Source organism: Deinococcus grandis (assembly GCF_001485435.1).
GTDB lineage: Bacteria > Deinococcota > Deinococci > Deinococcales > Deinococcaceae > Deinococcus > Deinococcus grandis.
Genome location: NZ_BCMS01000001.1, coordinates 1,888,510 through 1,900,388 on the forward strand (window position 1 = coordinate 1,888,510; position 11,879 = coordinate 1,900,388).

14 protein-coding genes are annotated in these 11,879 nt (G+C 72.1%); 12 read left to right on the forward strand and 2 right to left on the reverse strand.

Annotated elements, in window-relative coordinates; translation table 11 throughout:
- Positions 1-107: 107 nt before the first annotated feature.
- Complete coding sequence (locus DEIGR_RS09330) at positions 108-1,931, forward strand: alpha-amylase family glycosyl hydrolase (RefSeq protein WP_058976711.1); 1,824 nt, start codon at positions 108-110, stop codon at positions 1,929-1,931.
- A gap of 36 nt (positions 1,932-1,967) precedes the next feature.
- Positions 1,968-2,354 carry an NADH-quinone oxidoreductase subunit 15 gene (locus DEIGR_RS09335; RefSeq protein ID WP_058976712.1) on the forward strand — a complete coding sequence of 129 codons (387 nt, stop codon included), beginning with the start codon at positions 1,968-1,970 and terminating at the stop codon, positions 2,352-2,354.
- A 67-nt stretch (positions 2,355-2,421) separates the two neighbouring features.
- Here DEIGR_RS09335 and DEIGR_RS09340 read toward each other — a convergent pair whose 3' ends face one another.
- A complete protein-coding gene (locus DEIGR_RS09340) occupies positions 2,422-3,261 on the reverse strand; it encodes a hypothetical protein (protein WP_058976713.1) in 840 nt (279 codons plus the stop codon).
- Between the two features lie 88 nt (positions 3,262-3,349).
- Positions 3,350-3,895 (reverse strand): gamma carbonic anhydrase family protein, encoded by a 546-nt coding sequence (locus DEIGR_RS09345; protein ID WP_058976714.1) that lies wholly within the window; start codon positions 3,893-3,895, stop codon positions 3,350-3,352.
- Positions 3,896-4,167: 272 nt separating this feature from the next.
- On the opposite strand from DEIGR_RS09345, the gene DEIGR_RS09350 reads away from it, so the two are divergent.
- The 10 genes from DEIGR_RS09350 (at position 4,168) to DEIGR_RS09395 (ending at position 11,806) form a co-directional block, all read left to right on the forward strand.
- On the forward strand, positions 4,168-4,419 hold the full coding sequence (locus DEIGR_RS09350) for a cold-shock protein (RefSeq protein WP_046844768.1): 252 nt from the start codon (positions 4,168-4,170) through the stop codon (positions 4,417-4,419).
- 132 nt (positions 4,420-4,551) lie between these two features.
- Positions 4,552-5,805, forward strand: coding sequence for a YjgN family protein (locus DEIGR_RS09355; RefSeq protein ID WP_083523987.1), 1,254 nt, complete (start codon positions 4,552-4,554; stop codon positions 5,803-5,805).
- Complete coding sequence (locus DEIGR_RS09360) at positions 5,805-6,875, forward strand: M48 family metallopeptidase (RefSeq protein WP_058976715.1); 1,071 nt, start codon at positions 5,805-5,807, stop codon at positions 6,873-6,875. Before DEIGR_RS09355 ends, DEIGR_RS09360 begins: the two co-directional genes overlap by 1 nt.
- A gap of 297 nt (positions 6,876-7,172) precedes the next feature.
- The gene (locus DEIGR_RS09365) at positions 7,173-8,240 is read left to right on the forward strand and encodes a PhoH family protein (protein ID WP_058976716.1); all 1,068 of its coding nucleotides are present in this window, start codon (positions 7,173-7,175) and stop codon (positions 8,238-8,240) included.
- A gap of 87 nt (positions 8,241-8,327) precedes the next feature.
- On the forward strand, positions 8,328-8,795 hold the full coding sequence (gene ybeY, locus DEIGR_RS09370) for an rRNA maturation RNase YbeY (protein ID WP_058976717.1): 468 nt from the start codon (positions 8,328-8,330) through the stop codon (positions 8,793-8,795).
- Positions 8,796-8,804: 9 nt separating this feature from the next.
- Complete coding sequence (locus DEIGR_RS09375) at positions 8,805-9,188, forward strand: diacylglycerol kinase (protein WP_058976718.1); 384 nt, start codon at positions 8,805-8,807, stop codon at positions 9,186-9,188.
- Between the two features lie 46 nt (positions 9,189-9,234).
- Complete coding sequence (locus DEIGR_RS09380) at positions 9,235-9,801, forward strand: GNAT family N-acetyltransferase (RefSeq protein WP_058976719.1); 567 nt, start codon at positions 9,235-9,237, stop codon at positions 9,799-9,801.
- A 1-nt stretch (position 9,802) separates the two neighbouring features.
- Positions 9,803-10,405 (forward strand): hypothetical protein, encoded by a 603-nt coding sequence (locus tag DEIGR_RS09385; protein WP_058976720.1) that lies wholly within the window; start codon positions 9,803-9,805, stop codon positions 10,403-10,405.
- A gap of 68 nt (positions 10,406-10,473) precedes the next feature.
- Complete coding sequence (locus DEIGR_RS09390; protein ID WP_236704715.1) at positions 10,474-11,139, forward strand: hypothetical protein; 666 nt, start codon at positions 10,474-10,476, stop codon at positions 11,137-11,139.
- 43 nt (positions 11,140-11,182) lie between these two features.
- Positions 11,183-11,806, forward strand: coding sequence for an HAD family hydrolase (locus DEIGR_RS09395; RefSeq protein WP_153013693.1), 624 nt, complete (start codon positions 11,183-11,185; stop codon positions 11,804-11,806).
- The last annotated feature ends 73 nt before the right edge of the window (positions 11,807-11,879 follow it).

The following is an 11,879-nucleotide window of genomic DNA, read 5'->3' on the forward strand; positions in this document are numbered from 1 at the left end:
AGTTCAAAGGCAACGCTTGCCCACCGCGGGCACGACCTCTCACCGCAGCTCCTGCGCGCAGAGGCCGTGCCCGCTGCGCTGTCGTTTTTCCGGCCCGGAGGCCCACCATGAGTATCTTCACCCTGCTGTCCACCCAACACGACCACACGCCCGCGTACACCGAGCGGCTGGGCGCACCCATGGGCGCCACCGTGCGCGTGCGGGTCCGCACGACGCTGCCCGTGACCGGGGTGAGCCTGAAGTTCGTGCGGGTCGGCGAGATCGAGTCCGTGCCCGCGCGCGAGATCGACCCGATCGGCACGGAACCGGGCCGCTGGTTCGAGGCGGACCTGCCCGTCCACGAGGGCCGCGTGCGCTACGCGTGGCAGCTGAACTTCCTGAACGACCACCTGAACCTGACCGGGCTGGGCCTGCACCGCACCCGCCGGGGCTTCCGCTCGTGGTTCACGTACCTGACCGGGCACACCGCGCCCGAGTGGGCCTGGGAGAGCGTATTCTACCAGATCTTCCCCGACCGCTTCCGCAACGGGGACCCCACGAACGACGTGCAGACCGGCGAGTACGTGTACGGCGACCGCGTCGTGGAGCACGTCGAGTGGAACACCCCCATCGACTCGTGGGGGGACATTCACGGGCATTACGGCGGGGACCTGAACGGCGTCACGCAGGCGCTCCCGTACCTGCAGGAGCTGGGGGTCACGGGGCTGTGGCTGACGCCGATCTTCGTGTCGCCCAGCAACCACCGCTACGACATCACCGACTACCGCCACGTGGACCCGCACCTGGGCGGGGACGAGGCCTGGGACGAACTGGTCCGCGAATCCGCGAAGGCGGGCATCCGGATCGTGCTGGACGGCGTGTTCAACCACGTCGGGAACGAGAACGCGCTGTTCCGCGCGGCCATGGACGACGAACTGTCCCCCGAACGGGCGATGTTCACGTGGCGGGACGAGCCGGGCAAACTGCCGTACCACGCGTTCTTCGACGTGCCCACCCTGCCGAAGATCGATTACCGCAACGAGACGGCCGTGCAGGAGTTCTTCAGCGGCGAGGAGAGCGTCGTGCGGCACTGGCTGCGCCGGGGCGCGGCGGGCTGGCGGCTGGACGTGGCGCACATGATCGGCACGGGCGGCACCGACGAGGACAACCTCCCGCTGCACCGCACCCTGAAACGCGCCGCGCGCGAGGAGACGGGGGACGCGTACGTGTTCGGCGAGCGCTTCTACGACCCGGAGCACGCGCTGGAAGGGCAGGGTGAGGACGGCAGCATGAACTACCACGGGTTCGGCCTGCCCGTCATGCAGTGGCTGGCGCAGGCGAACATGATGTTCGAGCCCAGCCTCCTGAGCGGCGAGGAACTCGTGGAGATCCTCTGGGACGCGTACCACGCGCTGCCGCCGCAGGTGGCGCTGAGCATGTTCAACGTGCTCGAATCGCACGACATCGCCCGAGCGCTGTACCGCGTCGGCAACGACCGCACGCAGTTCCTGGCGGGCGTGACCCTGCTGATGGGGTACGCCGGGGTGCCCTGCACGTACTACGGCAGCGAGGTCGGCGTGACGCAGTCCCGCGACGGCGCGATGCCGTGGTGCCGCGAGGCGATGCCCTGGGACGAGTCGCAGTGGGACACGGACCTGCGCGGCCGCATGAAGGCCCTGATCGGCGTACGCCGCGCCACGCGCGCCCTGCAACGCGGCGGGCTGCGGTTCGTGCACGCCGAGGAGGACGCCGTGGCGTTCCTGCGCGAGTACACCCAGGAGGGCGGACTGGTCGAGCGGGCCGCCGTGATCGCCAGCCGCCGCGCGGGGCGGCACGACGTGAGCCTGTCCCTGCCGGACGGCGAGTGGCGCGACGCGGTGACCGGCGAGGTGTTCCAGGGTGGGCACGTGACGCTGGACGCGGCCGGTGGCCGGATCCTGCTGCTGAACTGACGCGGTCTGCGGCGCCGTGGAGTATGCTCGTGTCACATGTCACATGCACACGACTCGGCGTTGTACGCGCAGTGGGTGGAGTTGCTCGGCTGGCTGGAGGCCGAGGCGGCCACCCGCGGCCTGGGCTTCGAGAAGGTCGCGGACTTCCCGGACTACATCTACCGCATGGAGCGGCCCTACGACCTGCCCACCACGGTCATGAGCGTCAGCCTGAGCGACCAGGGGCAGCCGCTGCTCGTCGCGGGGGTCAGCCCCCGGCACGTGGACCTCAAGGGCGTGTCGCTGCGTCTGATGGGCGGCAGCAAGCACTGGCACCTGCACGCCGGTGAGCGCGCCCTGCTGGAAGGGAAGCGGCCCTTCACGCGCGAGCGGCTCGCGGCGCTGCTGGACGGCGCGGTGCGGGGCGTCCGCCAGAGCGCCTGACCCGAGGGTGCCGGAACGGGCGCGGGCCTCCCCTGACGGATCCGGGGAGGCCCGCGCGCCTGCCGGTTCAGTGCTCGCGGATCAGGCCGCCGGACAGGAAGTCCTGCACCATGGGTTCCAGGTCGTGCAGCGCCACGTCGGTCCGCATGGCGTACTCGGCGGGCGACAGGTCCTCGCCCAGCGCGCGCATGAAGCCCAGGCCCGGCTGGCCGTGCTTGGCGCGGAACGTCTGGTGCATGTCCGTGATGGCGTTCAGGGCGTCCTTGCCGCGCAGCGTCAAGGCGTAGTGGTGGTGTGCCCAGCCGGCCAGGCTGCGCGGCAGGATCAGTGTCTGCGGCCGCAGCGGCGCCGGGAACGCCCCCTCGTACGGGAGGGTGGCGGGCATGGTGGCGGTGATCTCGCCCTTCACGTAGAAGATCGCCCCGCCGGGCCGGGCGTGCAGTCCCGTGAAGTCCTCGGTGAGGTTGAACTTCCACGCGCGCGACCCGATGCCGCTCAGAACGTGCGCCAGCTGCGCCGGGAGCGGATGGGCGCTGAGCTGCGCGCCCTGCTCGTACAGACTCAGGAGTTCCCCGAGGGCCTGCTCGCCCGTGGCGCTCGCGGCGGCCGCGGTGACGGTGCGGCCCTCGAACAGCAGCACGAACGCGTGCTGATCGCCCAGCGCGGCGTGCAGGTACCCGTACCAGCCCTGCTCGTGCAGGAACTTCAGGAAGCCGTGCAGGTCACAGAAGTGGTGACTCAGCCCCGTGTGGCTGGGGTCGGACTGCGGCAGGAACCGCGCCAGGAACGGCGCGGCGTTCGGGAACATGGGGCGCAGTTCCTGCACCATGTCCGCCAGTTCCGCCTCCTCGGGCGCGGCGGGGGGCGGGCTGCTCGGGTCGAGGGGCTTGCCGCTGGGTTCAGTCACGTGTCTCTCCGGACCTGCACTGGCATCTGGACCTGAAATCGTCTGGATCTGAAGGGGGCGGCGCACCGTCCCGCGCGCCGGGTCCCGCTCAGGACGCGCATTCGTTCCCGGGTTGCAGGACCGGCCCGGGGCTCAGTTCCTGCAGGCCCGCCTGGAACCGCCGGGCGTTCTGCACGTATCGCTGCGCGTTGCCGCTGCTGGGGGCCGTGCGGACCACGCGGGCGGGCACGCCGACGGCCAGCATGCCGTCCGGGACGTGCGCGCCCTCGGGCAGGACCGCGCCGGCGCCCAGGACCGCCCCGGCGCCCAGGCTGCTGCCGCTGAGCATCACGGCGCCCATGCCGACCAGACTGCCGGGCCCGCAGGTGGCGCCGTGCACGACCGCGCGGTGCCCGACGGTCACGTGGTCCTCGAGCACGCAGGGCCAGCCGGCGTCGGTGTGCAGGACCGCGCCGTCCTGCACGTTGCAGCCGGGACCGACCGTGATGGGTTCCAGGTCGCCGCGCAGCACCGCGCCGAACCACAGGCTGGCGCCGGCGCCCACGCGGACCTGGCCGATCACGTCGGCGCTGGGGGCGATGAAGGCGGTGGGGTGGACGTCGGGGTGGTGCCCGTCCAGGGCGTAGAGCGGCATGCGGCCTCCGGGGCGTCACGGTCGGCCTGGCCGCCGCGTGGGGCGGGGCGGGGGCGCGCCGTGGTCAGGTGAAGTGCCGCCAGGGTAGCACGGCGCGCGCGGGCCGGGCAGCCCGGTCGGGGGGGGCGCCGGGGGGCGTCCTCATGTGCGCCACATGACGCTGGGGGGGCGTGCGATACTTCCAGCTGTCTCAACGTCACGCCGCCGCAACACAGGGTTCAGGTCCAGAGGACTGCACCTGGCTGGACGCGCGCTGGGATGCAAGGAGAGTTATGGCGCAAGGTCGTGTGAAGTGGTTCAACGTGGAAAAAGGCTACGGCTTCATCGAGCATCCGGGGAACCCCGACGTGTTCGTGCACTACAGCGCCATCCAGAGCGGCGGGTTCCGCAAGCTGAACGAGGGTGACGAGGTCGAATTCGAGGTCGAGGCCGGCCAGGGCAGCAAGGGCCCGCAGGCCAAGAACGTCAACGTGACGAACGCCGCGCCCGCCCCCGTGGCGGCCCGTGGCGGCAGCCGCTGGTAAGGGGCTCCGCGCTGTGGGGGGGGCCGCGCGCCCTCCCCTCTTCGTCTGTTGCGCCCAGCCGTGCCCGGCCCTGGACGTACCGCCGGGGCACATGCCGCAGCTGTGCCGGGAAGCGCCCCGTACGATGGGCGCATGAGTGACGCCACGCTGCCCGACCCGCACCTGACCGATCCGGACCCCCTCCACCCCGCTGGGCACGGTCTGGGTCGGCACGCGGCAGTACCGACCGGGGCGGTGCCGACCGGTACAGGGCCTGATGGGGCGGTGCCTGCCGGGGTGGACCCGTCGCTGCCCGGCGTGAGCGGCGCCGCGCCGGACGTGACCCGTCACGACCTGAGCTTCACCGGATCCGCCGGGGAGTACTTCCGGCTGTGGATCGTGAACGTGGCGCTGACGCTGGTGACGCTGGGCGTGTACCTGCCGTGGGCGCGGGTGCGGACCCGGCAGTACTTCTACGGGCACACGTGGCTGGACGGGCAGAACTTCGAGTACCGCGCGAACCCGGCGGCGCTGCTGCGCGGCTACCTGCTGGTGGGCGCCCTGTTCGGGCTGTACAGCTACGCGTCCCAGCGGGAGCTGTACTGGCTGGCGCTGCCGCTGATCGTGCTGTACGTGGCGCTGTACCCGTGGCTGGTGTGGCGGTCACTGCGGTTCCAGGCGGCGAACACCGTGCACCGCGGCCTGAACTTCTCGTTCCACGGCACGGCCGGGGACTCGTACGTGGCGTACGGCGCGGCGAACGTGGCGGCCAGTGTCGCGGGCATCTTCGCGCTGCCGTGGGCGTGGTTCATGCAGCGGCAGTATCAGGTCAGGGGGCTGGGGTACGGGCAGGCGCGCGGGCACTTCCGGGGGGACGTGGCGCCGTTCTACATCATCGGGCTGACGTCGCTGGGCCTGAGTCTCGCCGGGGGTGTCGTGGCGCTGCTGCTGGGCGGGCTGGTGGCGGGCGCGTGGTCGGCCCTGAGCGGTGAGCTGCGCGCCGGGGCGGACGTCGAGGACCTGTTCGACGGCCCGACCGTCTGGATCTTCCTGGGCGTGGCGTACGTGTCGTTCCTGCTGCTGTACACGGTCGCGTGGCAGTACGTGCGCGGCGCGACCATGCGGTACGTGCTGAACAACGCGGAGCTGGGCGGCGTGGTCCGCACCGGCGCGACGTTCAGTCCGTGGGGACTGGTGTGGCTGAGCGTCACGAACAGCCTCGCGCAGGTGGTGACGCTGGGCCTGGCGACGCCGTGGGCGGCGGTGCGCCGGGCGCGGTTCATCCTGGCGGGCGTGCACGTCCGCACGATCACGGACCTGGACCACTTCCGGGGGCAGGCGCAGCAGCCCGGCTCGGCGCTGGGTGAGGCCGCGTCGGAACTGCTGGACATCCAGGTGGGCTTCTGATGACCCGCCCCGCGCCGGTCACGGTGACGCTGGGCGGCGTGTACTTCGACGGGCACAGCAGCCGGGACCGCGCGGCGCGGCTCACGCTGGGGCCGGTCGTGATGCTGTCCCTGGACGGCGAAACCCACTCGTTCACGCCCGCAGAGCTGAGCGTGGACCCGCCATTGCCCGGCGTGCGGCGCGTGGTGCGCCTGCCCGGCGGGGCGAGGTTCGAGACGACCGACTTCGCGCCGCTGCTGGGTTGGGAACGCGCCGCTGGCCGCAACCGGGCGCTGAGGGGCGTGGCGTGGCTGGAGGGACGCTGGGGCAGCGCGCTGGGCGCGGTGGCGCTGGCCTTCGCGCTGCTGGGCGCGTTCATCGTGTGGGGCATCCCGGCCCTGGCGGCGCAGGCGGCGCGGGCCACGCCGCGGGGCGTGCTGGCGTCCTTCGACGAACAGACGCTGCGGGTGCTGGAGGAACGCGACCTCATCGGCCCGAGCGGCCTGACCGCCGAGCGGCAGGCGCAGTTGCAACGCGAGTTCCGGCAGGTGCAGGCCTGGGCGGGCGGCGGGTACCCGTACCGGCTGCTGCTGCGCGACGGGGAACCCGCCGGGGACCTGGGTGTGGGCGCGAACGCGTTCGCGCTGCCGAACGGCACGATCGTCATGACCGACCAGCTGGTCGCGCTGGCCCGCTCGGACCGGGAACTGCTGGGCGTCCTGGCGCACGAGACGGGGCACGTCACGCGGCGGCACGGCCTGGCAACGGTGTACCAGGGGCTGGGGCTGGGGCTGGTCGGGACGCTCCTGACAGGTGATCTGGTCAGTTCGACGTCGTTCGCGGCGGCCGTCCCGGCGGCGATCCTGCGCGGCGGGTACTCCCGCGCCGCCGAGACCGAAGCGGACCGCGTGGCGGCCGACTTCATGCGCGGCCGCTACGGCACGACCCGGCCCCTGCAGGACATCCTGACGCGCCTGGACGCGCAGGAGGGGGACCGCGGCACGGACCGGGGATCATGGCTGGACCTCCTGCGGTCGCATCCGGTCACGCGGGAGCGGGTCGCGGCCCTGAAAGCCCTGGATGCCCGCTGATCACGGGTCATGGATCATCAGCCTGCTCACGCCTCCATGCTCTGCTGCTCAGCAGTTCTCCCCGTCCGCCCGGTCACCGTGCCGTCCGTATGACGCAGGCGCTAAGGGAAATGGGGGATGCGGGCGGGTGGGCGTGCGGCGCACAATGTGCCGTGGGGCACCGCCCACAATGTGCCGGGGAGCACCCCCCACCCCGTGCGGGTGCGGCATCATGGGGGCCTCCCGATGACCCCACGCCCCTTCCCCCTGACCCCATCCGTGGGGTGAGGACTGCGCACCGCGCGCACTGGAGACGATTTGACACAGCCTCAACAGGACAGCGGCCTCCCCACTCCCGGCGCGTTCAGCGCGACCGTGACCCTGGAGAACCAGCGCGAGGCGTACGCGCTGCTCGGGGCAGGAGACGCGAACCTGCGCCGCATGCGCGAACTCACGAAGGCGAAACTCGTGGCGCGCGGCGAGACCATCACCATCACCGGCGATGAGGAGCAGGTCCGCTCGGCCGAACGCATGGTGAAAGACGCCCTGGACGTCGTCCGCGGCGGCGGGGAACTCACCCCGGACAGCCTGCTGCGCTCCGCACGCCTCAGCGGTGAGGGCCGCAGCCTCGCCGCCGAGACGCAGGTGACCGGCCTGAGCCTCCCGCGCGGCCTGAAACCCAAGACGCCCGGCCAGAAACAGTACCTGGACAGCATCGATAAAAGCGACATCACCTTCGGGATCGGCCCGGCCGGGACCGGCAAGACATACATGGCGGTCGCCATGGCCGTGCAGGCCCTGAAGGCCAAGAAGGTCAAACGCATCATCCTGACCCGCCCCGCCGTGGAGGCCGGGGAGCGGCTGGGCTTCCTGCCGGGGGACCTGCAGGCGAAGATCGACCCGTACCTGCGCCCGCTGTACGACGCGCTGCAGGACATGCTGGACCAGGAGAAGTTCGAGTCGTACCTGACGAGCGGCGTGATCGAGATCGCCCCGCTGGCGTTCATGCGCGGCCGGACGCTGAACGACGCGTTCATCATCCTGGACGAGGCGCAGAACACCACGGGCGAACAGATGAAGATGTTCCTGACCCGCATGGGTTTCTCGTCCAAGGTCGTCGTGACCGGCGACGTCACGCAGATCGACCTGCCGCGTCACGTCACGAGCGGACTGGCGGTCGCCAGGCGCGTGCTGGGCAACATCGACGGCATCGCGTGGCACGAGTTCACGGACGCGGACGTGGTCCGCCACCCGCTGGTGGGCCGCATCATCAAGGCGTACGAGACGGCCGAGAACGCCGAGCAGGACAAGCGCGCCGCGCGCCGCGGCGAGTTCGCCAGCATCCCCGAGGGTGAAGGGGACGCAGCGGCGGGGCGTGAACAGTAGACAGTAGATGGTTGATGGAAAAGGCCCGGCGCGCACAGGTGCCGGGCCTTTTCCATCTGCCATCAGCCATCCTCTATCCTCTGAGAAGTGATTGATCTGATTGTCCGCAAGACGCCGCCCGCCGGTCTGCGTCCCGCGCTGCGCGGGAGCCTGGAGGCGGTGATGGCGCACTTCGGCGTCGAGGAGCGCGAGGTGACGGTCGTGCTCGTCGGGGACCGCACCATCCGCGCCCTGAAGCGTGAGCACTGGGGTGAGGACGCCGTGACGGACGTCCTGAGTTTCCCCACCTGGGAACCCGGCGACCCGTTCGTCCCGCCTCACCTGGGGGACATCGTGATCAGCCTGGACACGGCCGCGCGGCAGGCCGAGGCGCGCGGGCACAGCCTGACGCGCGAGGTGGCGCTGCTGGCCAGCCACGGCCTGACGCACCTGGTGGGAAATGACCACCCGCACGCGGAGGGCCTGGGCTTTGAGGAAGGCGCGACCGGGCCCGAGTGGGCAGTGTTCCACGGCGCGTGGGACGCGGCCCGCGCGGCCCTGCCCGACGGGGCCTGAGCGAACGCCGTGCGCAGCGACGGTTCGGCCTGGAACGCGCGGCGCTGGTGGCGCTCGGCGGGGTTCGCGTGGGCGGGGGTCCGGCACGCGTACCGCACGCAGGCGAACTTCCGCATCGAGTGCTGGGCGGCCGCGCTGGCGCTGGGGGTGGCCCTGCTGCTGCGCGCCCCGCTGGCGCCCGTCGCGCTGGCCTGCGCGCTGGTGCTGAGCCTGGAACTCGTGAACACCGCGCTGGAGGCGACCGTGGACCTCGTGAGCCCGGACCGGCACCCGCTGGCGAAGGTGGCGAAGGACGCCGCCGCCGCCGCCGTGCTGATCGCGTCGGCGGGCGCGTTGCTCGTCGCGGCGGGTACGCTGCTGCCCGCGCTGCTGCGGGCGCTGAAGTTCAGCTGAAGGCCCGCATGCGGTCCGGGGCGCGCGGCTGTGGCAGGATGCGCGCGTGTCTTCCCCTGCCGACCTCTCCCCTGCCGCCGTGTCCCTGCGGGGTCGCCGCCCGCGTGACCTGCCGGTCCTGACGCGCTGGCTGACCGACCCGGACGCCGCTTGGCGCGAGTGGGACGCGCCGTACCTACCCGCGTGGGACACCACCGCGAACCTGCAGCGGTACGCGCAGACGCTGGCGTCCAGTCCGCCGAACCCGAACGAACGCGTGATCGACGTGGGCGGGGTGGTGGTCGGCATGGTGAACCGCGCCGAGGAGGACCCAGCGGATGGCGGCTGGTGGGACCTGGGCATCCTGATCTACGACCCGGCGCACTGGGGGCGTGGACTGGGGGCGCGGGCGCTGGCGCTGTGGGTACAGGCGACGCTGGACGAGACGGACGCACACGTCCTGACGTTCAGCACCTGGGGCGGGAACGACCGGATGATCCGCGCGGCCCTGCGGCTGGGCTTCCGGGAGGCGGGGCGCGTGCGGGAGGCCCGCGTGGTGCGCGGTGAGCGGTTCGACGCGGTGCGGCTGGACCTGCTGCGGCGCGAGTGGCCGGGCCTGGACGGGCGGGCCTGACGTGGCGCGCGAGCGGGAGGCGCCGCTGAACCCGCCAGGGTTCCTGGCGACGCAGGACCTCAAGGAGCGCGGCTGGACGCCCACGCTGATCCGCCGGTTCCTGGGCGAGCACGACCGGACCCGGCCGAACGGCCTGCGGATGGGTCGCCGCCGCCTGCCCCCGGTGAAGCTGTACGAGGAGGCGCGCGTGCTGGACGTCGAACGGGACGACACGTTCCTGGCGGCGCAGGCCCGCGCGGCGGACGCGCGTGAGCGGGCCGAGCAGACCCGCGCCGCCCGCGCCCTGGCCCGGCAGGACCTGCTGGAACGCGCGGCGGCCGAGTACGTGCCGGTCGTGCACCCCGAACCGCTCCGCAAGGGCTCGGTACGCAAGGCGCGCGAACCGTACCAGGGGGCGCTGGACGCCCGCCTGGACACCCTGCGGCGCGAGATCCCCAGGCTGACCGCCAGGGAGGAGGACACGCTGGCGGGGCTGCTGCGCGCGCAGCTGGACCGCGCGCTGCACGCCGCCTACCCCTGGTACCCGTCGCCGGACGAGCAGGCGGCGACGTCCCGGCCGGGCGCGGCGAGGCCCAGCGACTGGCGTGACTGGGAGTGGGACTGATGGACACGGCCGCACTCACCCGGCGACCTGTGCTGAAAATGTAAGTCCGGCACGTTATCCTGACGGGCGTGCCGCGCCGCCTGAATCTCGCTGCCCTGACAGACGACGAACTGCAGCGTCTGGTCGGGCCGGACCGCGCCGTGACCCTGCTGCCGGACCTGAGCCTCGCGCGCCTGGAGGGCCGCGCGGTGCCCGGCCCGACCGTTACCGAGACGCTGACGCCGCAGCCGCTGGAGGACCGCGCGTGGGGCGCCACGCCCGAGCAGGCCCGCGCGATCGGCGCGCTGCATCAGGACCTGCTGGGGGTGGGCGCGGCGACGCGGGGGACGCTGTACCTGCCGGGCATCTCGGAGGTGCGGCACGTACGGGCGTATGTGCTGGAACCCGACGTGAGCGCCGCGCTGCGCTGGAGCGAGACGCCGGACGACCCGGCGCACGGCTGGCCGTTCGTGCAGCTCATCAGCTGGCTGCGGGACCGGGCGAGCGGGTTCGCGTGCGTGCTGACCAGCAGCGCCCGCACGCCGTACGCCCCGGCGCTGAGCGAGGAGATCGACGTGCACCTGCACCCGGACTGCCCGCCCCCGGACCTGCTGAGCGCGCACCGCGCCCATGTGCTGCGGCACGGGCGGGCGCAGAAGGTGCAGCCCGACGCGGACTGGGTGCGGCCCTGGCAGGCGATGCACGCCCTGAACCTGACCGCGTGGGACCGCCGGGGGCTGCTGCTGCCCGAGTAGCGCCGTATGCACAGCGCGCGGGATCGCGGTCGGCCAGTGCGGCATGATCGTCCCGATGACGAGCGAGCAGAAGCGGCACGTGGCCTTCGACTGGGGCGGCGTGTTCACGGTGGGAACCTTCGACGGGCGCAGCACGCAGAACGTGGCGGACCGCAGCGGCGTGCCGGTGGAGCGCGTGCGGGACTCGTACTTCCGGCACGTGCGGCAGCTGGAGGTCGGCGCCTGGACATTGGCGAAGTTCTGGACGGTGATGCAGGAGGAGGCCGGGATTCCCATGCCGTACGGCGACTTCGAGGAACTGTACCTGGGCAGCATCGCGGACAACGCGCCCATGTACGCCACGCTGGCGGCGCTGCCCGCGGACGTGCGGGTGGGCCTGCTGAGCAACAACTACCCGGTGGTCAGTGACCACCTGCGCCGCGACCCGCGCTTTGCGCGGTTCCACCAACCGGTGTTCAGCAACGAGCTGGGACACAAGAAGCCCTCGCCGGAGTCGTTCGCGGCGCTGGAGGCCGCCATGGGCGTCCCGGCGGCGCAGGTGGCGTTCGTGGACGATGTGCAGGAGAACATCGACGCGGCGAACGCCGCCGGGTTCCACGGCATCCTGTACCACCATGACCATCACGCGGCGTTCGAGGCGACGCTGGCGGAGTGGCTGAACGGCTGAGCCTGGCCACACGACGGGGCGTCCGGTGCTGGCCGGGCGCCCCGTTCACTTGCTGGGACCCAGGTGGTGTACT